The organism is Acidovorax sp. PRC11, from assembly GCF_031844105.1.
In the GTDB taxonomy this organism is placed as follows: Bacteria; Pseudomonadota; Gammaproteobacteria; order Burkholderiales; family Burkholderiaceae_C; genus Paracidovorax.
The window spans coordinates 53,572-79,437 of the sequence record NZ_JAUZUQ010000002.1; the positions used below are offsets into that span (position 1 = coordinate 53,572).

Annotated in this window: 25 protein-coding genes and 1 riboswitch; of the genes, 8 read left to right on the forward strand and 17 right to left on the reverse strand. The window is 71.4% G+C overall.

Going from position 1 to position 25,866, the window contains the following annotated elements; genetic code table 11:
• Window positions 1–44: 44 nt before the first annotated feature.
• The 10 genes from Q9R47_RS02345 to Q9R47_RS02390 all read right to left on the reverse strand — a co-directional run bounded on the left by Q9R47_RS02345 (window position 45) and on the right by Q9R47_RS02390 (window position 9,984).
• Complete coding sequence (locus Q9R47_RS02345; protein ID WP_311231597.1) at window positions 45–536, reverse strand: cobalamin biosynthesis protein; 492 nt, start codon at window positions 534–536, stop codon at window positions 45–47.
• The gene (locus Q9R47_RS02350) at window positions 533–1,342 is read right to left on the reverse strand and encodes a cobalamin biosynthesis central domain-containing protein (protein ID WP_311231598.1); all 810 of its coding nucleotides are present in this window, start codon (window positions 1,340–1,342) and stop codon (window positions 533–535) included. The genes Q9R47_RS02345 and Q9R47_RS02350 overlap by 4 nt, the downstream gene beginning before the upstream one ends.
• Window positions 1,339–2,241: a precorrin-2 C(20)-methyltransferase gene (cobI, locus tag Q9R47_RS02355; protein ID WP_311231599.1), complete on the reverse strand. Its 903-nt coding sequence runs from the start codon at window positions 2,239–2,241 to the stop codon at window positions 1,339–1,341. The genes Q9R47_RS02350 and cobI overlap by 4 nt, the downstream gene beginning before the upstream one ends.
• Window positions 2,238–3,581: a precorrin-6y C5,15-methyltransferase (decarboxylating) subunit CbiE gene (gene cbiE, locus Q9R47_RS02360; RefSeq protein WP_311231600.1), complete on the reverse strand. Its 1,344-nt coding sequence runs from the start codon at window positions 3,579–3,581 to the stop codon at window positions 2,238–2,240. The genes cobI and cbiE overlap by 4 nt, the downstream gene beginning before the upstream one ends.
• Window positions 3,582–3,593: 12 nt before the next feature.
• On the reverse strand, window positions 3,594–4,745 hold the full coding sequence (locus Q9R47_RS02365) for a cobalt-precorrin-5B (C(1))-methyltransferase (protein ID WP_311231601.1): 1,152 nt from the start codon (window positions 4,743–4,745) through the stop codon (window positions 3,594–3,596).
• Between the two features lie 7 nt (window positions 4,746–4,752).
• A complete protein-coding gene (locus Q9R47_RS02370) occupies window positions 4,753–5,457 on the reverse strand; it encodes a precorrin-8X methylmutase (RefSeq protein WP_311231602.1) in 705 nt (234 codons plus the stop codon).
• A complete protein-coding gene (locus tag Q9R47_RS02375) occupies window positions 5,454–6,629 on the reverse strand; it encodes a sirohydrochlorin chelatase (RefSeq protein WP_311231603.1) in 1,176 nt (391 codons plus the stop codon). The genes Q9R47_RS02370 and Q9R47_RS02375 overlap by 4 nt, the downstream gene beginning before the upstream one ends.
• Window positions 6,626–7,516 carry a precorrin-4 C(11)-methyltransferase gene (gene cobM / locus Q9R47_RS02380; protein ID WP_311231604.1) on the reverse strand — a complete coding sequence of 297 codons (891 nt, stop codon included), beginning with the start codon at window positions 7,514–7,516 and terminating at the stop codon, window positions 6,626–6,628. The genes Q9R47_RS02375 and cobM overlap by 4 nt, the downstream gene beginning before the upstream one ends.
• Window positions 7,517–7,617: 101 nt before the next feature.
• A riboswitch (cobalamin riboswitch) is annotated at window positions 7,618–7,892 on the reverse strand.
• Window positions 7,893–8,076: 184 nt separating this feature from the next.
• On the reverse strand, window positions 8,077–9,117 hold the full coding sequence (locus Q9R47_RS02385; protein ID WP_311231605.1) for a peptidoglycan-binding protein: 1,041 nt from the start codon (window positions 9,115–9,117) through the stop codon (window positions 8,077–8,079).
• 96 nt (window positions 9,118–9,213) lie between these two features.
• Window positions 9,214–9,984 (reverse strand): class I SAM-dependent methyltransferase, encoded by a 771-nt coding sequence (locus tag Q9R47_RS02390; RefSeq protein WP_311231606.1) that lies wholly within the window; start codon window positions 9,982–9,984, stop codon window positions 9,214–9,216.
• A gap of 200 nt (window positions 9,985–10,184) precedes the next feature.
• Between Q9R47_RS02390 and Q9R47_RS02395 the strand changes: the two genes are divergently transcribed.
• The 8 genes from Q9R47_RS02395 (at window position 10,185) to Q9R47_RS02430 (ending at window position 19,351) form a co-directional block, all read left to right on the forward strand.
• Window positions 10,185–11,648 carry a UbiA family prenyltransferase gene (locus Q9R47_RS02395; protein WP_311231607.1) on the forward strand — a complete coding sequence of 488 codons (1,464 nt, stop codon included), beginning with the start codon at window positions 10,185–10,187 and terminating at the stop codon, window positions 11,646–11,648.
• On the forward strand, window positions 11,642–12,949 hold the full coding sequence (locus tag Q9R47_RS02400; RefSeq protein WP_311231608.1) for an FAD-binding oxidoreductase: 1,308 nt from the start codon (window positions 11,642–11,644) through the stop codon (window positions 12,947–12,949). Before Q9R47_RS02395 ends, Q9R47_RS02400 begins: the two co-directional genes overlap by 7 nt.
• Before the next feature lie 85 nt (window positions 12,950–13,034).
• Window positions 13,035–13,799, forward strand: a complete 765-nt coding sequence (locus tag Q9R47_RS02405) for an SDR family NAD(P)-dependent oxidoreductase (protein WP_311231609.1) — start codon at window positions 13,035–13,037, stop codon at window positions 13,797–13,799.
• Window positions 13,800–13,809: 10 nt separating this feature from the next.
• A complete protein-coding gene (locus Q9R47_RS02410; RefSeq protein ID WP_311231610.1) occupies window positions 13,810–15,579 on the forward strand; it encodes a hypothetical protein in 1,770 nt (589 codons plus the stop codon).
• Between the two features lie 50 nt (window positions 15,580–15,629).
• Entirely contained in the window at window positions 15,630–16,574 is a 945-nt protein-coding gene (locus Q9R47_RS02415) for an NAD-dependent epimerase/dehydratase family protein (protein ID WP_311231611.1), read from the forward strand.
• A complete protein-coding gene (locus Q9R47_RS02420) occupies window positions 16,574–17,932 on the forward strand; it encodes an NAD(P)/FAD-dependent oxidoreductase (protein WP_311231612.1) in 1,359 nt (452 codons plus the stop codon). Before Q9R47_RS02415 ends, Q9R47_RS02420 begins: the two co-directional genes overlap by 1 nt.
• Window positions 17,929–18,357 carry a GtrA family protein gene (locus Q9R47_RS02425; protein ID WP_311231613.1) on the forward strand — a complete coding sequence of 143 codons (429 nt, stop codon included), beginning with the start codon at window positions 17,929–17,931 and terminating at the stop codon, window positions 18,355–18,357. Before Q9R47_RS02420 ends, Q9R47_RS02425 begins: the two co-directional genes overlap by 4 nt.
• 10 nt (window positions 18,358–18,367) lie before the next feature.
• Window positions 18,368–19,351, forward strand: coding sequence for a lysylphosphatidylglycerol synthase transmembrane domain-containing protein (locus Q9R47_RS02430; RefSeq protein WP_311231614.1), 984 nt, complete (start codon window positions 18,368–18,370; stop codon window positions 19,349–19,351).
• Between the two features lie 22 nt (window positions 19,352–19,373).
• On the opposite strand, the gene Q9R47_RS02435 is transcribed toward Q9R47_RS02430, so the two are convergent.
• From Q9R47_RS02435 to mnmG, 7 genes are all read right to left on the reverse strand, one after another.
• On the reverse strand, window positions 19,374–20,309 hold the full coding sequence (locus Q9R47_RS02435) for a ParB/RepB/Spo0J family partition protein (protein WP_311231615.1): 936 nt from the start codon (window positions 20,307–20,309) through the stop codon (window positions 19,374–19,376).
• Between the two features lie 29 nt (window positions 20,310–20,338).
• Window positions 20,339–20,821, reverse strand: a complete 483-nt coding sequence (locus tag Q9R47_RS02440; RefSeq protein ID WP_311231616.1) for a hypothetical protein — start codon at window positions 20,819–20,821, stop codon at window positions 20,339–20,341.
• Window positions 20,821–21,363 (reverse strand): alpha/beta hydrolase, encoded by a 543-nt coding sequence (locus Q9R47_RS02445; protein WP_311231617.1) that lies wholly within the window; start codon window positions 21,361–21,363, stop codon window positions 20,821–20,823. The genes Q9R47_RS02440 and Q9R47_RS02445 overlap by 1 nt, the downstream gene beginning before the upstream one ends.
• Window positions 21,364–21,384: 21 nt before the next feature.
• On the reverse strand, window positions 21,385–22,155 hold the full coding sequence (locus Q9R47_RS02450; RefSeq protein ID WP_311231618.1) for an AAA family ATPase: 771 nt from the start codon (window positions 22,153–22,155) through the stop codon (window positions 21,385–21,387).
• Window positions 22,156–22,257: 102 nt separating this feature from the next.
• On the reverse strand, window positions 22,258–22,872 hold the full coding sequence (locus Q9R47_RS02455; protein ID WP_311231619.1) for a LysE family transporter: 615 nt from the start codon (window positions 22,870–22,872) through the stop codon (window positions 22,258–22,260).
• A gap of 29 nt (window positions 22,873–22,901) precedes the next feature.
• Entirely contained in the window at window positions 22,902–23,618 is a 717-nt protein-coding gene (rsmG, locus tag Q9R47_RS02460) for a 16S rRNA (guanine(527)-N(7))-methyltransferase RsmG (protein WP_311231897.1), read from the reverse strand.
• Complete coding sequence (mnmG, locus tag Q9R47_RS02465; RefSeq protein ID WP_311231620.1) at window positions 23,618–25,585, reverse strand: tRNA uridine-5-carboxymethylaminomethyl(34) synthesis enzyme MnmG; 1,968 nt, start codon at window positions 25,583–25,585, stop codon at window positions 23,618–23,620. The genes rsmG and mnmG overlap by 1 nt, the downstream gene beginning before the upstream one ends.
• Between the last annotated feature and the right edge of the window lie 281 nt (window positions 25,586–25,866).

Sequence of the window (25,866 nt, forward strand, 5' to 3'; positions counted from 1 at the left end):
GTGAGTTGCGGGAGGAATCCGGCTCAGGGCGCTTGCGCGGTGCCTCAGCCGGCGTGATCGGAAATGCCCTGCGGGGCCTGCGGCATGCGTGCGATGGAGACCGTGGCATTGCGACCGTCGGGCCCGCGCAGGCGGTGCTTTTCGACGAGCAGCGCCGAGGCATCGGCAGCACCCGCGGCCAGCAGCGCGGCGGCTTCGCTGACCGAGGGCGTGCCCATGTAGCGCAGCACGGTCTCGGACGGGTTGGGCACGGGCACGGCCGCGAGCCGCGCGGCGGCATACCAGCGCAGCGGCCAGCCGTGGCGCGCGGCCAGCGAGAGGAAGGCGGCTTCGTCCCGCTTGGCCTCGATGCTGGCGGCCACGGCCACCTGGGCAATCTCAGCGCCGGCCTGGGCGAGCGCTTCACGCAGGCAGGCATCGACCGTGGCCTCGGGCGTGCCGCGGTCGCAGCCCAGGCCGATGGCGAGGCGGACGCCGGAGCCCGTGGCCGCGTCCGGAGACGCAGCCGCGGCGTCGATGGTGGCAGCGGAGATCACGCGATGGCCTTGTCCGCGTCCTGTGGCGGGCGGTACACCACCAGACGCTCGTGCCACGCGGCCCAGCGCTCGGGTGCGACCTCGTCGTGCGTGATCCACAGCACGGCCTTGAAGCGTTCAGGATCCACGCCGCTCCAGTCGCCGAGGCAGGTGATGTTGGCGGGCAGCGGCGTGGGCCGGTTCCACCAATTCGGACTGCCGGCCTCCTGCACCACAGCGATGGGCTCGCCGTTGACCACATGGGCCGAGACGCGCGTGATGTTGATCTTGGGCGCCTCCACGCGCCAGCCCAGGTGGCGGCCGAGGATATCGACGGGAATGGTCTTGCCCACGTCGGACGCGGTGGTGAGCACGGGCGTGGCGCCGATCAGCGCGGCGATGCGCTCGCTCCATTCGTTGGCGCCGCCCACGTGGCCCGAGAGCACGGGGATGACGAACTGGCCGGCATCGTCCACCACCGTGACGCCGGGATCTTCGTCCTTCGACTTGAGCACCGGCGCGATCAGGCGCACCACGGCGCCGAGCGAGACGAAGAAGACCAGCTGGTCGTACTGCGCGAAGAGGGGCGCGATCTCGTCGCGCAGCGCGCCTTCGTAGGCGCGCACGGTGTTGGGCAGGCCTTCGAAGGCCGCTGCGAACTTGGCGGCGGCGCAGACATGCGCCTGGGGCACGTCGCGCGCCAATTGCGCGGCCTGGGCGGCGCCGTGGCGGGTGATGGCGACGAGGCACACGCGCACCTCGCTGGCGGGCTGCGCAGGGGCGGAGAGCACCACGTCGGGCGCGGCGGGAGTGGTGGCGGTCGTCATTCGGCAAGCTCCGGTTCTTCGGATGTCGAGATGCCCGCATCAGCGGCAGCGGGCGAGGATTTCTTCAGGCAGCCCTTGATGCGCTCGCCGCGGATGCGGTGCGGGTTCTTCACCACCATGAGCGAGAGATAGCTGACCTTGGTGCCGCGCAGCGCGGGCAGGTCAGGGCCTGCCACGCAGCGCTCGTCGGGTGCGCCCACGCGCTCGATGAACTGCGTGTGCGGCAGAAGCTCGCGCCGCTCCAGCCAGTCGATGAGGTCGTCCATGAGCGGCTTCACCTTCATGAGCACCAGGGTGTCGAAGTCGGGCAGCAGGCGGTCCACCGCGCTCACGCCGTAGGCGGCGGGCACGATGGCGATGGTGTCGTCCTGCTCGGCCAGCGGCATGCCGCGCGTGGCGCAGGCGGCCGTGAAGGCGTTCACTCCGGCGATCACGGGCGCTTCGATGCGCGCGTCCAGCGCCCGCACGGTGCGCGCCAGGTGGCCGAAGGTGGCGTAGGTGCTGGCGTCGCCTTCCACGAGGAAGAGCACGTCCCGCCCGGCCTGCAGCCAGGGCAGCACGGTGTCCGCCGCGCGCATCCAGGCCCGGGCGAGCTTGTCGCCGTCGTGCGTCATGGGAAAGAGCAGCGTCTGGTGCGTGGCGGGCGGCGTGAGGCCGGCGCGCTGCACGATGTCGAAGGCGTAGCTGGGCGTCTTGGTGCTGCGCGCAGGGTAGGTCCACACGGCATCGCTGCGCTGCAGCTGCGCCCAGGCGGCGCGGGTGATGAGGCCGGGGTCGCCGGGGCCGAGGGAGACGCCGATCAGGCGGCCCAGGGGTCCTTGCGTGGACGGCGTGTGCTTATCCTGCGGCTGCGGCCGCGGCCGCGGCGCGATCGTGATGGTGGCGGGTTCGGCGGTCATGCGCCCTCCTCCACGGCCGGCGCCGCAGCCCCGGCGCTGGCGGCCTGCGCGCAGACGATCCACACCGGGTTCTCGGCGGCCATGCGGTGCATGTGCAGGATGGGCTTGCTGCGCGCGGCCTGCAGCTGCAGCACGTCCCAGGCGGCACCGGCGGCCTGCAGCGCCTGGGTGGCGGCGGCGAGGTTCTCCAGCGTGACGAAGTTCATCACCAGCCAGCCGCCGGGGCGCAGGCGCTTGAGGCACAGCGCGATCAGCTCGGCCAGCTCCCCGCCCGAGCCGCCGATGAAGACGGCGTCCGGGTCGGGCCAGGCATCGAGCCCCTCGGGCGCCTTGCCGTGCACCAGCGTGTGGTTGGAGACGCCGAAATCGCGCACATTGCGGCGCGCGATCTCCACGTCGCCCTCGTTCTTCTCCATCGCCCAGACGTGGCCCTGCGGGCACAGGCGCGCGGCCTCCAGCCCCACGGAGCCGCTGCCCGCGCCGATGTCCCACACGCGGCTCGCGGCGCGCAGCTGCATGCGGGCCAGCGAGACGGCGCGCACTTCCTGCTTGGTGATCAGGCCCTTGTCCGGCTGGCGCTGGTGGTAGGCCGCATCGGGCAGGCCGAAGCGCACCGCGTCGGGCCGCTGGCGCGTGCGCACCAGCAGCACCACGTTGGGGTCGGCAAACTGCTGCGCGGCGGCCTGGGCCGGCGCCATGTCGGCCCACACGCGCTCGTCGGGCGTGCAGAGGCGCTCGGCCACGCTGATCTGGAAGTCGTCGCCCAGCCCTTCGGCCACCAGCAGGCGGGCGATGCGCGCGGGCGTGTTGTCGGGGCTGGTGAGCACGGCCAGGCGGTCGTGCTGGCGCACGGCCTGGGCCAGCGCGTACAGGCCGTGCGCGGGCGCGGCGCCCACGGTCCACTCGCCGGCATCCTTGGCATGCACGGAGACGATGCGCGCGTCCTGCCATGCCAGGCCCAGGCGGGCGCAGGCCAGTTGGAGCGTGGAGACGTTGGGCATCACCTCCAGCGCCTGGATGCACAGGCGCGAGGCCAGGTAGCTGGCGATGCCGTGGCAGAGCGGATCGCCCGTGGCCAGCACCACGCAGGCCTGCTCGGCGGCGCGGGCCTCGGCGATCCAGCCGGGCACGGACGAGAGGCAGCCGGTCAGGTCGCGCCGCACGGCCTGCGGGGCGATGTCGTCCTCCAGCAGCGCCAGCGTGCGCGTGCCGCCGATCACCAGGTCGGCGCGGCGCAGCAGCGCGAGCGCAGTGGCGCTCAGGCTGGCGGCGCCGTCGTCCAGCACGCCGATCACGCGGCAGGGCTGGGGGTCTTTCTCGAGCAGGTTGGTGGTCGTCATCGTGAGGTGCCGTCAGGCGTTGGCGGCCGGCCCGGAGGCGGCCTCGGTGATCTTGCTGCCGTCGAAATCGCAGACCAGCACGGTGAGGTGGAAGCGGTCGCCGTAGCGGTCGGGCGCCGTCAGCGTCTGCACCACGGCCTGCGCGAGGGCATGGTGGAAGGGCTCGCCCAGGCCCAGGGCCTGCATGCGTTCGGCGCCGAAGCGCGCGGTTTCGGCAGCGGCGATCTCGGCGCAGACCTCGGGCGGTGCGCCCACGCGGGCGGCCAGACCGGCCAGCAATCCGGTATCGACCTCGGCGCGGTTGGCGTGGGTGATGGTCTCGCCCTGGGCGATCTTCGTGAGCTTGCCCACCATGCCGCCGATCACCACTTCGCGCAGGCCCTGCGCCACGGCTTCGTCGAGCGCATAGCGCAGGAAGTCGCCCATCTGCACGAAGCAGGCGGCGGGCAGCCCGGGCCGCTCCTTCATGGCGAACTGTTCGGTGCGCCCGCCGGTGGTGAGCACCACCACGCCGTGGCCCAGCGTGGCGGCCACCTGCACGCCCTGCACCACGCTCGCGCGGTAGGCAGAGGTGGAATAGGGCTTGACGATGCCGGTGGTGCCGAGGATGGAGATGCCGCCCAGGATGCCGAGGCGCGCGTTCAGCGTCTTCTTGGCCATCTCCACGCCCTGGGGCACGGAGATGGTCACTTCCAGCCCCGCATGCTCCAGCAGCGGGCCGCCCACGGCGCGCACGTTGTCTTCGATGTTGCGGCGGGGCACGGGGTTGATGGCCGGGCCGCCCACTTCCAGGCCCAGGCCGGCCATGGTGACCGTGCCCACGCCGAAGCCCCCGCAGAGCACGACCTCGCCCGCGCGTCCGGGCAGCACGCGCACGTCGGCGGTGAGGTGGGCCTTGTCGGTGCAGTCGGGGTCGTCGCCCGCGTCCTTGATGACCATGGCATGCGCGGCTTGAGCGCTTTGCGCGCCATCGCCGGACGCACCATCGCACCTTCCGTCGTTCACCGCGAAGCGCACCACGTCGCCGTTGGGCAGCACGCAGTCCACCGCCTCGGGCACGGCGCCTTCGACCAGGCCCAGCACGGCGGCGCGCGCGGCCGCGGCGGAGCAGGCCCCGGTGGTGAAGCCGGTGCGCGTGCCGCGGCGGACGGTTTTCTCCATCATGGCGGGTTCAGCCTCCGGCAGCGCCTGGTTGTTGCTGCTGCTGTTGCTTCTGCCGCGCCTCGGCCAGCGCCAGCAGCGCGTGCAAAGCGGCCACCACCAGGGTGGAGCCGCCCTTGCGGCCGCGGATGACGATCCAGGGCACCTCGGCCACATCGGCCATCAGGTCCTTGGATTCGGCGGCGGACACGAAGCCCACCGGCATGCCGACCACGAGGGCCGGGCGCACGCCCTCTTCGCGGATCAGGCGCACGAGTTCGATGAGCGCGGTGGGCGCATTGCCGATGCCGACCACGGCGCCTTGCAGCAGCCCCAGCCGGTGCGCCTTGCGCATGGCCTGCACGGCGCGGGTGGTGTCCTCGGCCTGGGCCTGGGCGATCACGTCGGCGTCGCTGATGAACTGGTGCGCGCGCATGCCGAAGTGCGCCAGGCGCGGCTGCGAGAGGCCCGAGCAGATCATCTCCACGTCGGCCACCACGGGCGCGCCGCCGCGCAGCAGGGCGGCGACGCCGGCTTCCACCGCATCGGGGTGGAAGTCGGTCAGGCCGTTGAATTCGAAGTCGGCGTTGGCGTGGATCATGCGGCGCACGATGGGCCACTGCTGCGCCGTGTAGGGGTGCGGGCCGGCCTCGGCGTCGATGATGGCGAAGCTGTCGTGCTCGATGGCCTGGCCGGCGCGCGTGAGCTGTTCGGTGACGGTGTTGACCGTGCTCATGCGGCGGCTCCGGCCGGCTGGGGGACGGCATGGGCGGGGTGGTGATCGTGGCCATGCGCGTGCCCATGGGCATGTCCGTGTTCATGCCCGTGGTCGCCGTGCCCATGCGCGTGATCATGTCCGTGGCCGTGCGCATGTTCATCCGCGTGCGCGTGTTCGGCGGCTGCCTCGGCGGGGGCCGCGGGCGCATGGGCATGGGTGTGCTCGTGGCTGTGGCCGTGTCCCAGCTCGTGGGCGATCTCGCGGTACTTGCAGCCGTCGCACGGCAGGCGGCTGTCGGGCAGGCCGGCCTGCAGGTCGGCCACGCGCTGCTCCAGCAATTCGAAGATCTCGCGCTCCATGCCGAAGTGGGCCGACTGCGCGAAGCGCACCTGGGGGTACTGCACGCGCAGGTGCTCCACCTGCCGGGCGATGCGCTGCATCAGCGTGCCGGTGTAGAGGTAGTACGGCAGCACCACGATCTGCTTCATGCCCAGCAGCGCCTGGCGCTGCACCACGCGCTCCAGCCGCGGCCAGGTGATGCCGGTGAAGGCGATCTCGACCAGTTCGTGGTGGCTGTCTTCCTGCAGCCAGCGCGCCATCTTGGCGACGTCGCCGTTGGCCTGGCGGTCGGACGAGCCCCGGCCCAGCAGCACCACGCCGGTGGTGGTGGGGTCGGGCATGTCGAGCTTCTGCATGCAGCGGCGCAGCTGGCGCTGCAGGATCGCCAGGATGGGCTCGCAGGCCGTGAGGTGCGGGCCGTAGAGGAATTCGACGCCCGGGCAGTGCGCGCGCGCATGCTCGATGGCTTCAGGGATCTCCATCTTCACATGGCCGGCCGCGTTCAGGATGAGCGGCAGCACCAGCACGCGGGAGCTGCCCTTGGCGGCCAGCAGCAGGCCGTCGTGCAGGCCGGGCGGCGCGAATTCGATGAAGCAGACCTCGATGCGCCAGCCGGGCTGGCGCTCGCGCCACTGGCGCACGAAGGCGTGGATCTCGTCGTTGCCCTCGGGCTCGCGCGAGCCGTGGCCGACCAGCAGCACGGTGGTGCCGGCCTGCGCGGGCACCGCGACGGCGCCGACGCCGATGCGGACGGCAGCGGCCGGAGCGAGTCCCGCGCCGTCGCCGTGGTCATGGCCGTGGCCGTGTTCGTGGGAGTGCCCATGGGCATGCGGAGCGTGCAGGTGCGTCATCGTGGGGTGTCCTGTGGGATGTCCGTCAGGGGACTGGAGGCTTCCGCGCCCTGCGGCGCATCGCTCGCGCGGCGGAAGCGGTGGGTGAAGCCCGGGTCGTAGAGCTTGGATTTGGCGAGCTGCTGCCACTGGCGGGCCCCCAGCGTGGGGCTGGCGATGATCATGGCCTGGCTCACCACCTGGGCCTCGCGGCAGCGCTCGCGCACGTCGGCCACGGTGCAGCGCACGATGCGCTCCTCGCCGGGCCAGGAGGCCTTGTGCACCACCAGCAGCGGCGCGTCGTCGGGCCAGCCGGCTTCGCGCAGGCCGGCCTGCACCTTGTGCAGCAGCGTGATCGACAGGAAGATGCAGAGCGTGCAGCGGTGGCGCGCGAGTTCGGCGAGCGATTCGCCCGGCGGCATCGGCGTGCGGCCTTCCACGCGGGTGAAGATCACGCTCTGGGTCACCTCGGGCAGCGTGAAACTCTCCACCGCCGCCGCGGCCGAGGCCATGGCCGACGACACGCCCGGCACCACGCGCACCGGCACGCCCGCCGCGTCGAGCGGCTGCACCAGCTCGACCAGCGCGCCGTAGAGGGCCGGATCGCCCGTCTGCAGGCGCACCACGGTGCGGTGCTTCTGGGCCTGCAGCACGAGCCACGCGGCCATCTGGTCGAGCGTCATGGACTTGCTGTCGGCGATCGAGCAGCCGGGCGGCGCCCAGCGCGTGGCGGCCTCGTCCACGAGCGAGCCCGCGAACAGGATGGCGCCCGCGCGCTCGATGAGCGAGCGGCCCTTGACGGTGATGAGTTCCGGATCGCCGGGACCGGCCCCGACGAACCATACGGTGCCGGGCCCCGTGGCGGCGGTCTCGCAGGCCCCGGAGGACTGCGCCGAAGAATCTGGCATGGGAATGCAACGAACGAAAATGCGCCCGCCCAGCGGCGAACGCGCCCGCACCCTGCCTCCCCGCAGGGTCCGTGAAATGGAACGCGCACGCCGCGGCGCAGCGCGCGCACTCCCCTGTCGGCCGGTATCCGGGCTGGCGTTGCGGCAGGCATGCCGGGTTCCCCGGGCCCTTCCCGGAGGCCGCGAGGGCTTGTCCAGTGGGCATCGTTCCAGGGGCCGAAGGCGCGCGGCTCATGCACGTGCGCCTTCCATCGCTGACCGTTGCGGGGGCAGCCCAGGCCGGGGCGGATGTCCGTGGCGGACTGGCCCTTCCTGGTTCCCGTTTAACTGCGCGGCCGGAAGCGGCCGCGCGAGCACCAACGGGCGGGAGTATAGGGGCCTCGGCGGCCGCAGGCACGGTGCCGGGAGGATTCAGGAGGTTTCAGAACGATTCGGTCGGCCGCGGCGGTCGACACGGGGTGCGCTGCAGCGCGCTCTGGCACACGATCGCGCCCTTCGCGGGGAGCCGACGGCCACGCTCCGCAGGAAAAAAAACAGGGACCTCGCGGTCCCTGCCGTGCTCAGCGCGAAAGCGCGTCCGTCGTGGCGGCATCCAGCCGCCCCGTCACCGGCAGGCCCTTGTCCTTCTGGAACGCCCGCAGGCCGTTCGACGTCTTCGGGCCCATGCCGCCGTCCGGCGTGCCCACGTCGTAGCCCAGCGCATTCAGACGCGCCTGGGCTTCACGCACCGACATCGACGCGCCGGCCTTCGTCTGCGACGGGGCTGCGCCACCGTCCACGCCCAGGCGGCCACCACCGCCCAGACCCTGGCCCTGCACCTTCTGCGCCTTGTAGCTGCGCAGCGCCACCACCATCTGGTTGTACGCGTCCATGAACGCCGCCGTCAGCACCTTGCCCTGCGAGGTGTTCTGGTAGCCGCCCAGGTTGCCCCCGGCCGAGCCGCCGAACAGGCTGCCGAAGCCCGCGAAGTCGCTCTTGGACGCGCTGCCTTCCGACACCGACACCTGCACGCCCGAGCGGTTGTCCACCAGCGTCAGCATCGCGCTCGCCTCGCGCGTCTTCAGCGAGCCGCCCAGCGCGCCGATCGCCCGGCCGCTGCCGCCGCCGATGAGCGCACCCAGCGCGCCGCCGATGCCGCCCGCGTCGCTGTTGGAGAAGATGATCTCCGGCGACATGCCGTAGTCCGAGGCCACCATCTGGCCCTGCCCGAAGTTGCTGCCGCCGCGCATTTCGCCCGACTGCATGAGGGCGCGCTCGCGGTTCATCGCGCCCATGCCCGCCATGCTGCGCTCGACCACCACGAAGCAGTTCGACTGCTGCACCAGCAGCCGCAGCAGGTTCGACGTGGGCGGCAGGCGGTACTCATTGCGCAGGATCGTGTACCAGCCCGCATCCTGGTTCTCCACCAGCGACACCGTACCCAGCGGCGAGGAGCAGCGCTCCAATTGCGTGTTCGCATTCGCCGACGACTCGCCGGCCGCCGCGCCCGTCGCCACCGTCTTGGACTCCGCGCTGCCCATGCGCATGTTCGTGGTCTCGCAACCCGACAGCAGCGCCGCGGCGCAGGCCACCGCCAGCAGGGTGAAGGTCTTCTGGAACATGGGAGAAATTCCTTTCGGGATAAACACAGGGGAATAAAAGGGCCGCGCCCGGCAGCGCTCGGCAGTGCGGCGCAGCCGTCGCGCGGCGGCGCCGAATCATAGCGCCGGGGTCTGCCCACGCCCAGACGGCGGGGGCAGGCGCCCCACCCGGTAGATCCAGACCGGGTGGCCGTCCACGGGCCGCAGCACGGCCTCGGGCGCGGCCTCCGGCACCTCAAAGGCGAGGCTGACCAGCCAGGCGTCCGCGGCCATCTCGGCGCGGGCCTTGGCCGCCGCGCGCGCCATGCTCTCCGGCCGCTGGAACACGTAGACCATCCGGTAGCCGCCCCAGGGCGCGCGCCAGATGTCGCCGCGGCGCACCCGCGCCCACGGGCAGCGCAGCGCGCACAGGCAGCGCAGCGGCCAGCTCCATTCCAGCCCCTCCAGGCGCGCGGCGGGATAGACGCGGCGCAGCGCACGCAGGCCGTGGCCCAGGCCGCAGCCCGCGTCGAGCACGGCGGCGCCGGGCTCCAGGGGTGCGGCATCCGGCAGGCCGTCGAGCGCGCGCTGCGGGGTGGGGAACAGCGGCGCGTCGCGCCAGGCGTTGAGCGGATAGACCAGCAGCAGCACGCCCAGGGGCGCGAGCCAGGCCCAGGCGGGCACCTGCGCGGCACCGGCCGCCAGGAAGGACAGGGGAAAGCCGGCCGCGATGAAGCCCTGCCGCCAGCGGGTGGAACCCCAGAGGCTGGCGAGCACGCCGACGGCGCAGCCCGCGAGCCAGGCGCCCCACCAGGGCATGCCGGCCGCACCGCGCAGCAGCGCGAAGGCCAGCCATGCGGCCGCCCAGGCCAGCAGGGCGGGAAGGGGCCAGGGCAGCGGTATCTGCATGGAAGCGTCTCGTCGTCGAACGGAGGAAGGAAGACGCGGAACGGCCCGCGTAACGCGCAGTGTAGAGAGAGAGCCGCGGCAGGCGGACAGCCCCTGCACCTGCCCCTCCTACAATCCGCTGTTCCTTTTTCCACACCCGTTGCCACCCCGGAAGCCTTCCGCTCCGGGTTTTCCGAACTTTCGTACCGCCAAGGGCTTTCGTGCGTCCGTCTTCCCATCCATCGCCCTGCGCCGACGCCCTGCCCCTGGTGGTGGACCTCGACGGCACGCTGCTGCTCACCGACATGCTGCACGAGAGCTCCCTGCAGCTGGTGCGCGACGCGCCCTGGAAGGCGCTGGCGCTGCCCGTGTGGCTGGCAGGCGGCAAGGCGGCCCTCAAGCGCCGCATCGCGCAGCAGGTGGAGGTTCCGGTCGCCCATCTGCCCTACAACCAGCCGCTCGTCGCCTGGCTGCGCGAGCAGCGCGCCACGGGGCGGCGCGTCGTGCTGTGCACGGCCTCCGACCAGGCGCTGGCCGATGCGATCGCCGCCCACCTGGGCTGTTTCGACGCGGTGATGGCGAGCGACGGCGCCACCAACCTCGCCGGCCCGGCGAAAGCCGATGCGCTGGTGCGGGCCTTCGGCGAGCGCGGCTTCGACTACGCGGGCAATTCGCGCGCCGACCTGCCCGTCTGGCGTGCCGCGCGCGCGGCCATCGTGGTGAATGCCCCGGCATCCGTCGCGCGCCGCGCCGAAGCGCAGGGCAACGTGCAGCGCAGCTTCCCTGCGGCCGCGGCCGGCGTCACCGCATGGCGCAAGGCACTGCGCCTGCACCAGTGGATGAAGAACCTGCTGCTGTTCGTGCCGCTCATGGCGGCGCACCGCCTGGGCGACGGCGCGGCGTGGACGCAACTGCTGATGGCTTTCGTGGCGTTCGGGCTGTGCGCCTCCTCCGTCTATCTCGCGAACGACCTGCTGGATCTGGAGAGCGACCGCCAGCATCCGCGCAAGCGGCTGCGGCCGTTCGCCGCCGGCACGCTGCCGGCGTGGCAGGGCGTGGCGCTGGTGCCCGTGCTGGCGGGCGCGAGCCTCGCGCTGGCCTGGGCCACCGCCCCGGCCTTCCTCGCATGGCTGCTGGTCTATTTCGCGACCACCTGGGCCTACTCGCTGGCGCTCAAGCGCTGGGTGCTGGTGGACTGCGTGGCGCTCGCCGTGCTCTACACGCTGCGCCTGGTGGCGGGCGCGGCGGCCATCGCGCAGCCGCTGTCGTTCTGGCTGATCGCCTGCTCGGGCTTCCTGTTCCTGTCGCTGGCCTTCGTGAAGCGCTATGCGGAACTGCTCGTGCAGCAGGCCGCGGGCAAGACGCAGGCCCACGGACGCGGCTACCTCACCTCGGATGCGCCGATGGTGCAGAGCCTGGGCGTGGCGGCCGGCTATACCTCCGTGGTGGTGCTCGCCCTCTACCTCAACAGCGACACCGTGATGACCATGTACCGCGCGCCCGACCTGGTCTGGGCCACCGTGCCGGTGCTGGCCTTCTGGGTGAGCTGGATGTGGCTGCGCGCGGCACGCGGCCAGATGCACGACGATCCGCTCGTGTTCGCCTGCAAGGACCGCGCCAGCCTCGCGGCAGGCGCGGTGTTCGTGCTGGCGCTGGCCGTGGCGGCCCTGGGGTTGCCGTGGTAGCGGTGCATTCCTGGGGGCGGCTGCAGGCGGCGGAGCACACGCTGCATGCGCTCGCGGACCATCCCCCTACCCGCCTGCCGCTGGCGGAGGGGCAGCACGGCCTGGCCCACGGCATGGGGCGCAGCTACGGCGACGTCTGCCTGAACCCCGGCGGCGCGCTCTGGGCCACGCGCGGTCTCGACCGCTTCATCGCCTGGAACGAATCCACGGGAGAACTCACCTGCGAGGCCGGCGTGCTGCTGCGCGACATCCAGCGCACGTTCGTGCCGCGCGGATGGATGCTGCCCGTGACGCCCGGCACGCAGTTCGCCACCGTCGGCGGCGCGATCGCCAACGACGTGCACGGCAAGAACCACCATGTGCACGGCAGCTTCGGCGACCACGTGGCCGCGCTGCAGCTGCTGCGCACCGACGGCCTGCGCATGCACTGCGGGCCCGGTCTGCGGCCCGACTGGTTCGCCGCCACCGTCGGCGGGCTGGGCCTGACGGGCGTCGTCACGCAGGCCACGCTGCGGCTGCGGCGCGTGGCCGGCCCGTGGCTCGACACCGAAACCCTGCCCTACGCGAGCCTGCGGGAATTCTTCGAGCTCTCGGACGCATCGGAAGCCGATTGGGAATACACCGTCTCGTGGATCGACTGCCTCTCGGGCGCCGATGCGCGCGGCATCTTCATGCGCGGCAACCACGTGCCCGGCCCGGTGGCGTCGCCGCCGCGCACGCCCGGCGGCGGCAAGCGCACCGTGCCGTTCGCACCGCCGTTCTCGCTGGTCAACCGCCTCAGCCTGCGGCCGTTCAACACGGCCTACTACCACCTGCACGCGCAGCGCGCGGGCCGGCGCCTGCAGCACTACGAGCCGTTCTTCTATCCGCTGGACAACCTGCTGGAGTGGAACCGCATCTACGGCCGCCGCGGCTTCCACCAGTACCAGTGCGCCGTGCCCCGCGAGGGCGGCGAAGGCGCGGTGGCCGCACTGCTCGGCGAGATCTCCGCGTCGGGCCAGGGATCGTTCCTCGGGGTGCTCAAGACCTTCGGGCAGCGCACGCCGCCGGGCCTGCTGAGTTTCCCGATGCCCGGCGTGACCCTGGCGCTCGATTTCCCGAACCTGGGCGAGTCCACGCTGCGCCTCTTCGAGCGGCTCGACACCGTGGTGGCGGCGGCCGGCGGCCGGCTGTATCCCGCGAAGGACGCCCGCATGCCGCGCGCGCTGTTCGAATCGGGCTACCCGCGCCTGCCGGAATTCCTGCCCTACCGCGATCCCCGCATCCGCTCCGCGATGTCGCTGCGGCTGTTCGGCGACTGACGCGCCGGCCCGCCATACCTCCGGGTTTCTTCTTCCATCCCTTCACCGCTCGCGCCGCTTCCGCCGCCCGCCACCTCCGTCCGCCATGTCCGATACCTCCTCCTTCCGCACCATCGCCATCGTGGGCGCCACCTCGGCCATCGCGCACCACTGCGCCCGCCTCTGGCTCGCCGCCGGCACGGTGGACCGGCTGGTGCTCATCGGCCGCGACGCCGCACGGCTGCCTTCGGTCGCGGCGGACCTGCAGGTGCGCCAGCCCGGCACCCGCATCGAATCCATCGCGGGCGATATGCTGCGGCCCGATGCCATCGCTGACACGGTGCGCAGCGTGTGCGCCGAAGGCGTGCCCGACCTCGTGCTCATCGCGCACGGCAACCTGCCCGACCAGCCGGCCTGTGAATCCGATCTCGCGGCGGCGCAGCAGGCGCTGGAAGTGAACGGCATCTCCCCCGCGCTCTGGGCCGAGGCCTTCGCGGGCGCCCAGCAGGCGCAGGGACGCGGGCGCATCGGCATCATCGGATCGGTGGCGGGCGACCGCGGCCGCCAGTCCAACTACGTGTACGGCGCCGCCAAGGGCCTCGTGGAGCGCTACGCCCAGGGCCTGCAGCACCGCCTGGCCGGCACCGGCGTGCGGGTGACCCTCGTCAAGCCCGGGCCCACGGATACGCCGATGACCGCGCACCTGAAGGCGCAGGGCGCGCGGCTCGCGACGCCCGAGGACGTGGCCGGCGCCATCGTGCGCGGCATGGCGCGCGGCACCCCGGTGGTCTACGCCCCGGCGAAATGGGCACTCATCATGCTGGTGATCCGCCACCTGCCGCGCGCCGTGTTCCACCGCATGAAGATCTGAAGACGGGACCATGGACGGACACGCCCCGCCTTCCCCAGACTCCACGCCGCGGGCCGCGCCCGCCTGGCGGCGGCAGCTGCCGTTTGCGCTGCTGCTGGCCTTCGCGGCGCTCTACGCCCTGGCCACCGCGGTCTCGGCCTGGCGCAGCTTCACGTCCGTGCCCATCTGGGACATGTGGGGCGCGCTGGAGTTCTACACCGACGTGCGCGGCGGCGCGGGCTGGCAGGCCTGGTGGCGGCTCTTCAACGAGCACCGGCTGGTGCTCGCCAAGGCCCTCTTCTGGATGGAGTACACCTGGTTCGGAGGCCAGCAGGTCTTCCTGATCGTGGTCAACTACCTGCTCGCGGGATGCGGCGCCGCGGTGCTGTCCGCCTTCCTGCGGGCGCGGCTGGCGGACGGGCCGCGCCGGACGTGGATCGCCGGCACCGTGCTGCTCGCGCTGTGGCTGTTTTCCTGGGTGCAGCGGGAGAACCTGACCTGGGCCTTCCAGAGCCAGTTCTTCCTCGCCCAGCTGCTGCCGCTCGCAGGGTTCTACTGCCTCTACCGAGCGACGCGCCCGCCCGCTGCGCAGGGCTGGTTCGTGGCGGCCTGCGCCCTCGGCGTGCTCAGCATCGGCACGATGGTCAACGGCGTCATGGCGCTGCCGATGATGGTGCTCTACGCGCTCGTCGCGCGGCTGGGATGGAAGCGCACGGCCGTGCTGGCGCTGCTGGCCGCCCTCTGCATCGCCGCATACACGGCCGGCTATGTCTCACCGGGCGGGCACGGGGGCGGCGTGATGGCGACGCTGCGCGAGCATCCCGGGGGCATGGTGGTCTACACGCTGCTCTACCTCGGCTCGCCCTTCCAGCACCTCACCCGGCATCTGGGCCCTTCGTGGATGATCGTCGGGCAGGCGTTCGGGGCCCTGTTCGTGCTGCTGGCGCTGGCAGCGCTGCCCCGCGCCCTGCGCGCACCGCAGGCGCACCGAATGGATCTGGCCCTGCTGAGCTTCGTGGCCTACGTCGGCGGCATCGCGTTCGCGACCAGCGGCGGGCGCCTGCAGTTCGGGCTCGAGAGCGCGCTGTCGAGCCGCTACACGACCCCCACGCTGATGGCCTGGGCCGCGCTCGCCGTGCTGTACGCGCCGCGGCTCACGGCCCTGCGCGGCGGCGCGCGTGCCGCGGCCTTCGGCGTGCTGGTCTTGCTGCTGACCCTCATGCTCGTCGTGCAGACGCGCGACGTGGAGCGCAACGACCACGCGCACATGCGCCTCACCGGCGCGCTGGCGCTGCAGATGGGCGTGCACGATACGCGCCGCATCGGCATGCTGATCTGGAGCGAAGCACTGGGAGCAGAGCTGGCCCGCAGGGCCACCGCCGCGGGTGCGGGCGTGTTCGGCCGGCCTGCCCTGGCGGAGGCGACGCACGCCCTGGGCGAGCGGGCCGCAGCCCTGCCCCCGCGCTGCCACGCCTTCGTGGACCAGGTGGAGCACCTGCCCGGCGAGCCGCGCTTCGTGCGCGTGCAGGGCGGGCTGCTGCCGGAGCCGGACCGCACGCCTTTCGCGGCGGTACGACTCGTCGGCGCCGACGGCACGGTGGTCGGCTACGGCCTGCCCGACCGCTGGCGCAAGCGCACGCCGCCCTACCATGCGCCGGGCCCGTCCGGGCGCTACCTCATGTTCACGGCCTACCTGCAGGTGCCGGCGCCGGCTCCACTGCCCGCCGCGGTCACGCTGCAGGCGGCCGGCACGCCCTGCGCGGCCACCCTGGTGCTGACGCCTCCCGTACCGGCGCCCTGACACGGCTGCCCTTTCCAAGCTTTCCGATCCCGATGCATTCCCCCTCTTCCATGCAGCAGCAAAACACCAAGATCGTCCTGCCCGGCGGCGCCGGCCTGGTCGGCCAGAACCTCGTCGCGCACCTCAAGCTCCATGGCTACGCGAACCTCGTCGTGCTCGACAAGCATGCCGCCAACCTGGAGATCCTGCGCCGCATGCACCCGGACATCGTCGCCGAACTGGCCGACCTTGCCGAGCCTGGCGACTGGGAGCGGCACTTCGAGGGCGCCGACGCGGTGGTGATGCTGCAGGCGCAGATCGGCGCGCCGCAGGCCGAGCCGTTCGTGCGCAATAACCTCACCTCGACCGAACGCATCCTGGCGCTCATCCAGCAGCACCGCATTCCCCACACCGTGCACATCAGCTCCTCGGTGGTGGAATCGGTGGCCAAGGACCACTACACCGACACCAAGCGCGCCCAGGAAGAAATGGTGCTGGCCAGCGGCATTCCCTGCGTGGTGCTGCGGCCCACGCTGATGTTCGGCTGGTTCGACCGCAAGCACCTGGGCTGGCTGTCGCGCTTCATGCGCAAGATGCCGGTGTTCCCGATCCCGGGCAGCGGCCGCTACATGCGCCAGCCGCTCTACGCGGCGGACTTCTGCCGCATCATCGTGCGCTGCATCGAGGAGCGCCGCGTGGGCGGCGTGTTCAACATCACGGGGCTGGAGAAGGTCGACTACATCGACATCATCCGCACCATCAAGGCCGCCACCGGCGCGAAGGCCGCCATCGTGAAGATTCCCTACGGCCTCTTCTACCTGCTGCTGAAGGTGTGGGCGCTCTTCGACCGCGATCCGCCCTTCACCGCCGACCAGCTCAAGGCCCTCGTGGCCCATGACGAGTTCGAGGTGATCGACTGGCCCGGCATCTTCGGCGTGCGCGCCACGCCCTTCGCCGAGGCCATCCACGAAACCTTCCACCACCCGGAGTACAGCCGCGTGGTGCTGGAGTTCTGATGACCGCCGCCGCTTCCTCTTCCGCCGCATCCCAGGCCACGCCCGGCCAGCGCATCGCCGTGCTAGGCGCCGGCCCCATGGGCCTGGCCGTGGCCTACCAGCTCGCGCGCGACGGCCACCGGCCGGTGGTGTTCGAAGCCGACGACCGCGTGGGCGGCATGACCGCGATGTTCGATTTCGACGGCCTGCCGATCGAGCGCTACTACCACTTCCACTGCACCTCCGACCACGACTTCCTGCAGGTGCTGGACGAGCTGGGCCTGGCCGACAAAATGCGCTGGCGCGCCACGCGCATGGGCTACTGGTTCCAGAAGCGCCTGCAGGCCTGGGGCAACCCGGTGGCGCTGCTGCGCTTCCAGGGCCTGGGGCTGGTGGCGAAGTTCCGCTACGGCCTGCATGCGTTCCTCTCCACCAAGCGGGATGACTGGAAGCCGCTCGACGGCGTCGAGGCCACGGGCTGGATCCGCCGGTGGGTGGGCGCGGAGGCCTACGAGGTGCTGTGGCGCCGCCTCTTCGAGTACAAGTTCTACGAGCACACGGGCAACCTCTCGGCCGCCTGGATCTGGAGCCGCATCCGCCGCATCGGCCGCTCGCGCTACAGCCTCATGCAGGAAAAGCTCGGCCACCTGGAGGGCGGCTCCGCCACGCTGCTGGACGGCATGGCCGCGGACATCCGCGCGCACGGCGGCGAGATCCGCCTGTCCACGCCCGTGACGCGGGTGCGCATGGAAGCGGGCCGCGTGCAGGGCGTGGAGACGGCGCAGGGCTTCGAGGCCTTCGACAAGGTGATCAGCACCGTGCCGCTGCCCTTCGTGCCGCGCCTCATGCCGGACCTGCCGCAGGACGTGCTCTCGCGCTTCGCGGCGCTGAAGAACATCGCCGTGGTCTGCGTGATCGCCAAGCTGCGCAAGCCCCTCACCGAGAACTTCTGGCTCAACGTGAACGACCCGGACATGGACATTCCGGGCCTGGTGGAATACAGCAACCTGCGCCCGCTGCCGGAATCCATCGTCTACGTGCCGTTCTACATGCCCGGCGAGCACCCCAAGTACGCCGAGCCCGACCAGGCTTTACTCGACAAGGTGCGCCGCTACCTGCGCACCATCAACCCCGCGCTGCAGGAGGGCGACTTCCTCGCGATGCGCGCGAGCCGCTACCGCTACGCGCAGCCGATCTGCCCGCCCAACTACCTGGAGAGCCTGCCGCCCGTGCAGTTGCCGGTGCAGGGCCTGTGGGTGGCCGATACGTCCTACTACTACCCCGAGGACCGAGGCATCTCCGAGAGCATCGGCTTCGGCCGCCGCATGGCGCGCGATGCGGCCGCCGCAACCGCCTCCACGACAGGCCCACGCCCGTGATCGCCGCCTTCCGCTCCCGGCAGTTCCTGGCCTTCCTGGTGACGGGCGGCGTGGCGGCGCTCGCCAACTTCGGCTCGCGCATCGCGTTCAGCCACTGGATGCCGTTCTCCGCCGCCGTGATCGCGGCCTACTGCGTGGGCATGTGCACCGCCTTCGTGCTGGCGCGCGCCTTCGTCTTCAAGGCGAGCACGCAGTCCACCCGCAAGTCGGCGATGTTCTTCGTGCTGGTGAACCTGCTCGCCGTGGCGCAGACCTGGGCCGTGAGCATGGCGCTGTTGCGATGGGTGCTGCCCGCGCTCGGCGTCACGGATTTCGCGCCCGAGATCGCGCATGCCGTGGGCGTGGTGGTGCCGGTGTTCACGAGCTACCTGGGCCACAAGCGCTGGTCGTTCGCCGAGCAGCCCGCGCAGCCCACCCCGCGTTGAGGCCGGCACCGTGAACCCGCGCAGCGCCCTCTTCGCCGCCCTCGCCTGCACGGCCCTCTACGTGGCGGCCCTGGTGTGGGTGGATGCGCGCAACCAGATCTTCGCGCAGCTGCCGCGCGTGGCCGTCTGGCTGCCCGGCATGGCGATGGTGTCCCTCGCCACCTACGTGGTGCGCTATGCGCGCTGGTACGGGCTGCTGCGCCGCGCCGGGCACAGCGTGCCGGTGCTGGCGGGGTTCGCGGGATATCTCGCGGGCTTCGCCTTCACGGCCACGCCGGGCAAGGTGGGCGAGCTGGTGCGCGCGCGCTACTTCGCGCGCTGGGGCGTGCCGGCCGCGCGCACGCTCTCGGCCTTCGTCTACGAGCGCGCCTTCGATCTGCTGGCGGTGTCGCTGCTCGCGGCACTGGCCATTCCGTCGGGACGGCTGTTCGGCATCGTGCTGGCCTTCGTGGCGGGACTGATCGGCGCCGTCGCCGCGGTGGCCGCGCGGCCCCGGTGGCTGCAGCGCCCCGCCGCCCGCCTGCGCGCGGCCGGCTGGCGACGCACCGGCCGCGCGGGCCGCACGCTGGCGCGGGGCCTGTCGGGCTGCCGGCTCTGGCTCACGCCGCGCGACATGGCCCTCTCTTTCGTGCTGGGCCTGGTGGCCTGGGGCGGCGTGGCGGCGTCGTTCGCGTGGCTGCTGCAGGGCCTGGACGCGGCGCTGCCGCTGCGCGCGGCCCTGTCCACCTATCCCACCGCGATGCTGGCCGGCGCGGCATCGATGCTGCCCGCGGGCATCGGCACGACCGAGGCCACCATCGTCGCGCTGCTGGCGCTGCATGCCGTGCCGCTGGGCACCGCGGCCCTGGCCGCCGTGGGCATCCGCTTCGCCACGATGTGGCTGGCCGTGGCCTGCGGTTTCGCGGCCATGGGCTGGCTGGAGCGCCGAGGCCCGGCCCGGGCGGGCGACGGCACCGGCAGGACAACGGCGCCAGAAAGCCTCGGGCGCTCTTGACGCCCTCGGGGCACCCCTGGGGTCAGTCTTCGCCGCGCAGGCGCTCTATGAGGCCGTTGAGGGCCTCCAGCGAGCCGAACTGGATCGCCAGCTCGCCGACTTCCTCGGTGCGGCCGCCGCGCTTCACGCGCTTCTTCACGCGCACCTCCACCTCGGCCATCAGCAGGTCGGAGAGTTCCTCTTCCACCCGTTTGAGGTCGCGCGATTTGGCGTCCTTGCGGGACTTCTGCGGCGCGAGGCTGAATTCCGCGCCGATCTTCTTCACCAGCCCCTCGGCCTCGCGCACCGACAGCTTGCGCGCCGCGATCTGGTTGCCGGCGGTGATCTGCGCGGCGCGGTCCAGCGACAGCAGCGCGCGCGCATGGCCCATGTCGATGTCGCCTGCCATCAGCATGGTCTGCACCGGCTCGGCGAGGTTCAGCAGGCGCAGCAGGTTGCTGGCGGCGCTGCGCGAGCGGCCCACGGCCTGCGCCGCCTGCTCGTGCGTCAGGCCGAATTCCTTTACGAGGCGCGCGAGGCCCTGCGCCTCTTCGAGCGGGTTCAGGTCTTCGCGCTGGATGTTCTCGATCAGCGCCATCGCCGCGGCGGACTCGTCCGGCACATCGCGCACCAGCACCGGCACCTCGGCCAGCCCCGCGATGCGCGCGGCCCGGAAGCGCCGCTCGCCCGCGATGATCTCGTAGCGGCCCGCGTTCTCGCCCTGCGCCAGGCGGCGCACGAGGATGGGCTGCATGATGCCCTGCGCCTTGATGCTCTCGGCCAGCTCGTAGAGCGCGCCCTCGTCCATGCGCGTGCGCGGCTGGTAGATGCCGGGCACCATGTCGTCGAGCGGCAGCGCGGACGGTGCCGCCGGGGCGGCGGATGCACCGCCCTGCGCGCCGGGAGCCGCCTCCGCGACCTTGGGGCCGAGCAGCGCTTCGAGGCCACGGCCGAGGCCCTTGGGTTTCTTGGTTGCCATGCGATGTGATCCGAAAGAAAGGTGGAAATTCAGCGGGGAGTGTCAGCCGCGGGGCGCCATGCCTGCCACAGCCGTCGCAAGAGCGCGCGCTGCCCCCAGAACAGCACGGCCAGCGTGCCCAGCACCCACGCCCAATTCGATGGGGCGAAACCGGGCTGCAACTGGCGCACCGGCAGGCCCGTGGCTTCGACCAGCACGGCGGTCTCCACGGCGGCCCCCAGAGCGGCGAGGCCGGACAGCACCATGCCCGGCCCCAACGGAATGGCGGGCCCCGGCATGCGCGCGGCACGGCGGCGGCGCGCCAGTCGTATCCAGATGCCCAGACCGATGAGCGCGAGCACCCCGGCCAGGGCGGCCTTGCCGACCGCCAGGGCGATGGGCACGGAAAAGAGCGCACCGCCCGCGGCCAGAGCCTGCAGCCCTTCTGCCAGGACAGCGACCGCACGCCCGCGCCGGCCGCCGGGTTGCGGCGGCTGCAGCGTGGGAGGCGTACCGGCGCGGCGCCACGCCATCAGCGCGCCGCCACCCAGGGCGCGATCAGCGCATGCCCCGCGTCCCAGTCGCCCAGGCCCGATGCGGCATTCAGGTGCCCGCAGGCGCCGGCATCCACGAAACGCGCATGCCAATCGGCAGCCATCGCCCGGGCGCGCTCCAGGGCGCAGTACGGGTCGTCCTGGCTGCCCACCAGCACCGCGGGGAACGGCAGCGCCGCGCGCACGATGGGCGTCCAGCCGGGCAGCAGCGCGGCGATGTCGGGGCGCGCCACGTCGCCGGGGCCCACCAGCAGCGCGCCGCGCACCTTGCCGGCGTGCCGCGTGTGCGCGGCCCACCATGCAGTGAGGATGCAGCCCAGGCTGTGGGCCACGAGCACGACGGGCCGGGGCGCGTCGCCCACGACGTCCTCCAGCCGCGCGGTCCAGTCGCCGCGCAGCGGATGCATCCAGTCGTGCTGCTCCACGCGCCGGTAGCCGTAGCGGGCCTCCCAGCGGCTCTGCCAGTGGTCGGGGCTGGAGTTCTGCCAGCCCGGCAGGATGAGGACGTCTTCGGGGCTCATGCTACTCTTTTGATAGCAAAATCACATCCGCTTGACGCGCTTGACCATCTCGCGCGCGAAGTCGATGAATGCCTGGCTGCCCTTGGCGTTCGGATCGAACACCACGCCCGGCAGGCCATAGCTGGGCGCCTCGGCCAGCCGCACGTTGCGCGGGATCACGGTGCTGAACACCTTGTCGCCGAAATGGTCCTTGAGCTGCTCGCTGACCTGGCTCTGCAGCGTGATGCGCGGATCGAACATCACGCGCAGCAGGCCGATGATCTGCAGATCCTTGTTGAGGTTGGCATGCACCTGCTTGATCGTGTTGACGAGGTCGGTGAGGCCTTCCAGCGCGAAGTACTCGCACTGCATCGGCACGATCACGCCGTTGGCGCAGCACAGGCCGTTGAGCGTCAGCATCGACAGGCTCGGCGGGCAGTCGATGAGGATGAAGTCGAAATCCTTGTCCACCGCGGCCAGCGCGCTCTTCAGGCGCCGCTCGCGCTGCTCCAGGGCCACCAGCTCCACTTCGGCGCCCGCGAGTTCGCGGTTCGCGCCCAGCACGCGGTAGCCGCACTGCTCCGACAGCACCGCCGCCTCCTGCACCGAGGCGGATTCGAGCAGCACGTCGTACACCGTGAGTTCGAGCGCGCGCTTGTCCACGCCCGAGCCCATGGTGGCGTTGCCCTGGGGATCGAGGTCCACCAGCAACACGCGCTGGCCCACCTTGGCGAGGCCGGCGGCGAGGTTGACGGAGGTCGTCGTCTTGCCGACGCCGCCTTTCTGGTTGGCAATGCAGAAGATCTTGGCCATGGAGGATGCGGGAAGAGCGCCGGGAGGACGGGAAGTGGAAGCGGGCGGAAGGGAAAAGGCGGACAGCGGAAGCAGGTCGGTCGGTGCGGGGCCACCGGTCGGTCAGCTGGAGACCGCCAGCTTGATGCCGAAGCCCAGCAGGAAGGTTCCGGCGACCTTCTCCAGCACCCGGCCAACCACCGGCCGCGCGCGCATGCCCTCGGCCATGCGGTGCGTGAGCAACACCACGGCAAGACCGTAGAGGAACGTGAGGCCGGCGATCGTGGCGGCCATCACGCCAAAAGTCAGCAGGCCGCGGTGGTGCGCCGGATCGACGAAGAGCGGGAAGAACGCCATGTAGAAAACGATCGCCTTGGGATTGAGCAGCGTGATGAGGGCAGCCTGCCGGAAGTAGTGCCGTGGCTGGATGGCGATCACCGGGGACGAGCCCGGGCGGGCCAGCAGCATGCGAAGGCCCATCCAGGCCAGGTAGGCGGCGCCGAGCCACTGCACGGCGTGGAAGACCGCGGGCATGGCCGCCAGCAGCGCAGCCACGCCGGCCACGGCCATCCACAGCAGCACCTGGTCGCCCGCGATCACGCCGAGCGTGGCCGCCAGGCCGGCGCGCACGCCGCCCTTGCCGGTGGAGGTGACCAGCGCCAGATTGCCCGGGCCGGGAATGGCCAGGAACAACAGGATGGCGGCGACGAATGCGCCGTAGTCCGCAATGCCAAACATCAGCACCCCCGAAAATTGGAAGCGGGAGTTTAAGCCAGTGCTCCGTCGCCGGGTGCTGGCGTGCCGTCCGTTACGTCTTCGCGGGGGCGCATCCAGACGATGCAGCGCTCGGCGCCCAGGCCCGGCACCGCCAGTGGTTCCACGTGAAACACCTCGGCCCGTGCAGGCAGCGCGGCGATTTCATCGGCCGGATGCTTGCCCTTCATCGCCAGCCAGATGCCGTCGCCCGCCAGCGCCGCCTGTGACCAGGAAACGAAATCCGGCAGCGAGGCGAAGGCCCGGCAGCTCACCACGTCGAACGGGCCTTCGAGGTTCTCCACGCGCGCGTGGATGCCCTTCAGGTTGCGCAGTTGCAGCGAGACGGCCACCTGCTGCACGAAGGCCGCCTTCTTGGCCACCGTATCGACACAGCTCACCTGCAATTGTGGGCAGCAGATGGCGAACACCACGCCCGGCAGGCCGCCGCCGGAGCCTACGTCCAGCAACCGGGCTGCCTGCCCACGGGTACCCAGGCTGGACAAATGCCGCTGCAGCGGCGGCACCGCGGCGAGGCTGTCCAGCAGATGGTGGGTGAGCATTTCCTGCGGATCGCGCACGGCTGTCAGGTTGTAGACCTTGTTCCACTTCTGCAGCAGGGCAAGGAACTCCAGCAATTGCGCATGCTGGGTTTCGGTGAGGGACAGCCCCAGTCGTTCCAGGCCTTCGCTCAGCGGCCCGGCCAGCGCCGATGCAGCCCCTGCGGCCATCATGCCGCGGCCTCCACGGCGGGCTGGGCCGAGAACCCGCGAAAGCCGCCTTTCTTCAAGTGCACCAGCAGCAGCGACACGGCAGCCGGCGTCACGCCGGAAATCCGCGATGCCTGGCCGAGCGTCTCGGGGCGGTGCTTCTGCAGCTTCTGGCGCACCTCGATGGAAAGCGCCGCCACCTGCATGTAATCCAGCTCCTGCGGCAAGTGCAGGCTCTCGTAGTGGGAGGCGCGCTGCACTTCGTCCCGCTGCCGGTCGATGTAGCCCGAGTACTTGGCTGCGATCTCGACCTGTTCCAGCACGGGCTCGCTCAGGTCACCCAGTGTTTCACGTGAAACATCCGCACTGGCGTATTTGCCGGCGTTCATGCCCATGAGCGTCCCATACGACACGTCCGGCCGGCGCAGCAGATCGAACAGGTTGTATTCGTGCTCGATCGGCTTTCCGAGCACGCGCGCGGATTCCTCGGCCGGCAGATTGCGCGGGTTCACCCAGGTGGACTTCAGGCGTTCGGTTTCGCGTGCCACGGCATCGCGTTTGCGGCTGAAGGCGTCCCAGCGCGCATCCTGAACCAGCCCCATGCGGCGCCCGGCTTCCGTCAGGCGCATGTCGGCGTTGTCTTCGCGCAGCTGCAGGCGGAATTCGGCGCGGCTGGTGAACATGCGGTAGGGCTCGGTCACGCCCTTGGTGATCAGATCGTCCACGAGCACGCCCAGGTAGGCTTCGTCGCGGCGCGGCACCCACGCTGCCTCGCCCCGGCACTGCAGCGCGGCATTGATGCCGGCGAACAGCCCCTGGGCCGCCGCCTCTTCGTAGCCCGTGGTGCCGTTGATCTGGCCCGCGAAAAAGAGGCCCTGGATCTGGCGCGTCTCGAAGCTGCTCTTGAGCGAGCGCGGGTCGAAATAGTCGTATTCGATGGCGTAGCCCGGGCGCAGGATGTGGGCATTCTCCAGCCCGCGCATGGAACGCACCAAGTCGTACTGCACGTCGAACGGCAGGCTGGTGCTGATGCCGTTGGGGTAGAACTCGTGCGTGGTCAGCCCTTCCGGCTCCAGGAAGATCTGGTGGCTGTCCTTGTCCGCGAAGCGGTTGATCTTGTCTTCCACGCTCGGGCAGTAGCGCGGCCCCACGCCCTCGATCTTGCCGGTGAACATGGGGCTGCGGTCGAAGCCGGAGCGGATGATCTCGTGCGTGCGTTCGTTGGTGTGCGTGATCCAGCACGGCACCTGGCGCGGGTGCATCGCCGCGCTGCCCATGAAGCTGAACACCGGCACCGCGCCCTCGTTCACGCCGCCGGGCATGCCATCCCCAGGCTGCTCCTCGCACTGGCTGAAATCGATGCTGCGGCCGTCGATGCGCGGCGGCGTGCCGGTCTTGAGACGCCCCTGCGGCAGCTGCAATTCCTTGAGGCGCGCCGACAGGCTCACCGCCGGCGGGTCGCCCGCGCGGCCCGCGGAATAGTTGTTCAGGCCGACGTGGATCTTGCCGTCCAGGAAGGTGCCGGCCGTCAGCACCACCGTGCGCGAGCGGAAGGCGATGCCCACCTGCGTGATGGCGCCCACCACGCGGTCGCCTTCCACCATCAGGTCGTCCACGGCCTGCTGGAACAGCCACAGGTTGGGCTGGTTCTCCAGCATCCGGCGGATCGCGGCCTTGTAGAGGATGCGGTCGGCCTGAGCGCGGGTGGCCCGCACGGCCGGGCCCTTGGAACTGTTGAGGATGCGGAACTGGATACCGCCCTCGTCCGTCGCGAGTGCCATGGCACCGCCGAGCGCGTCCACCTCTTTCACGAGGTGGCCCTTGCCGATGCCGCCGATGCTGGGATTGCAGCTCATCTGGCCCAGCGTCTCGATGTTGTGGGTGAGCAGCAGCGTCTTGCTGCCCATGCGGGCGGCGGCGAGCGCGGCCTCGGTGCCGGCATGGCCTCCGCCGACGACGATCACATCAAATTCCTGGGGGTACAACATGCAACTGCTCCGAAACCTCGCACACGAGGGGCGGCCCGATACCGAAGGAGCGCACGCCGGGCCGCCAGCGGGCGCCTTGCCCGCCGGGCCGGCGGCGTGCCGGGTTCGGGTCGGGGCAATGGGATCTGAAAAAGGGGAAGGCCGGGATTTTCCCATGCCCGCCCCGGGCGCGCCACCACCCCAGCGCATCCCCTGCCCTGCGGAAGGGGCTGCCCCCGGGAGTGCCAGGGCGCTTGCCGGGCAGCATCGAGCATTCACCGCCCCTTCGGAACCGGCGGCGG

What these genes read in the sequence shown, in the direction of transcription:
- Q9R47_RS02415 (WP_311231611.1), top strand. Translation starts at nt 15,630, where the DNA reads ATGCAGCAGCAAAACACCAAGATCGTCCTGCCCGGCGGCGCCGGCCTG.
- Q9R47_RS02365 (WP_311231601.1), bottom strand. Translation starts at nt 4,745, where the DNA reads ATGATGGAGAAAACCGTCCGCCGCGGCACGCGCACCGGCTTCACCACC.
- Q9R47_RS02410 (WP_311231610.1), top strand. Translation starts at nt 13,810, where the DNA reads ATGGACGGACACGCCCCGCCTTCCCCAGACTCCACGCCGCGGGCCGCG.
- Q9R47_RS02450 (WP_311231618.1), bottom strand. Translation starts at nt 22,155, where the DNA reads ATGGCCAAGATCTTCTGCATTGCCAACCAGAAAGGCGGCGTCGGCAAG.
- Q9R47_RS02390 (WP_311231606.1), bottom strand. Translation starts at nt 9,984, where the DNA reads ATGCAGATACCGCTGCCCTGGCCCCTTCCCGCCCTGCTGGCCTGGGCG.
- mnmG (WP_311231620.1), bottom strand. Translation starts at nt 25,585, where the DNA reads ATGTTGTACCCCCAGGAATTTGATGTGATCGTCGTCGGCGGAGGCCAT.
- Q9R47_RS02375 (WP_311231603.1), bottom strand. Translation starts at nt 6,629, where the DNA reads ATGACGCACCTGCACGCTCCGCATGCCCATGGGCACTCCCACGAACAC.
- Q9R47_RS02385 (WP_311231605.1), bottom strand. Translation starts at nt 9,117, where the DNA reads ATGTTCCAGAAGACCTTCACCCTGCTGGCGGTGGCCTGCGCCGCGGCG.
- Q9R47_RS02440 (WP_311231616.1), bottom strand. Translation starts at nt 20,821, where the DNA reads ATGGCGTGGCGCCGCGCCGGTACGCCTCCCACGCTGCAGCCGCCGCAA.
- cbiE (WP_311231600.1), bottom strand. Translation starts at nt 3,581, where the DNA reads ATGACGACCACCAACCTGCTCGAGAAAGACCCCCAGCCCTGCCGCGTG.
- Q9R47_RS02435 (WP_311231615.1), bottom strand. Translation starts at nt 20,309, where the DNA reads ATGGCAACCAAGAAACCCAAGGGCCTCGGCCGTGGCCTCGAAGCGCTG.
- rsmG (WP_311231897.1), bottom strand. Translation starts at nt 23,618, where the DNA reads ATGGCCGCAGGGGCTGCATCGGCGCTGGCCGGGCCGCTGAGCGAAGGC.
- cobI (WP_311231599.1), bottom strand. Translation starts at nt 2,241, where the DNA reads ATGACCGCCGAACCCGCCACCATCACGATCGCGCCGCGGCCGCGGCCG.
- Q9R47_RS02420 (WP_311231612.1), top strand. Translation starts at nt 16,574, where the DNA reads ATGACCGCCGCCGCTTCCTCTTCCGCCGCATCCCAGGCCACGCCCGGC.
- Q9R47_RS02370 (WP_311231602.1), bottom strand. Translation starts at nt 5,457, where the DNA reads ATGAGCACGGTCAACACCGTCACCGAACAGCTCACGCGCGCCGGCCAG.
- cobM (WP_311231604.1), bottom strand. Translation starts at nt 7,516, where the DNA reads ATGCCAGATTCTTCGGCGCAGTCCTCCGGGGCCTGCGAGACCGCCGCC.
- Q9R47_RS02455 (WP_311231619.1), bottom strand. Translation starts at nt 22,872, where the DNA reads ATGTTTGGCATTGCGGACTACGGCGCATTCGTCGCCGCCATCCTGTTG.
- Q9R47_RS02405 (WP_311231609.1), top strand. Translation starts at nt 13,035, where the DNA reads ATGTCCGATACCTCCTCCTTCCGCACCATCGCCATCGTGGGCGCCACC.
- Q9R47_RS02445 (WP_311231617.1), bottom strand. Translation starts at nt 21,363, where the DNA reads ATGAGCCCCGAAGACGTCCTCATCCTGCCGGGCTGGCAGAACTCCAGC.
- Q9R47_RS02350 (WP_311231598.1), bottom strand. Translation starts at nt 1,342, where the DNA reads ATGACGACCGCCACCACTCCCGCCGCGCCCGACGTGGTGCTCTCCGCC.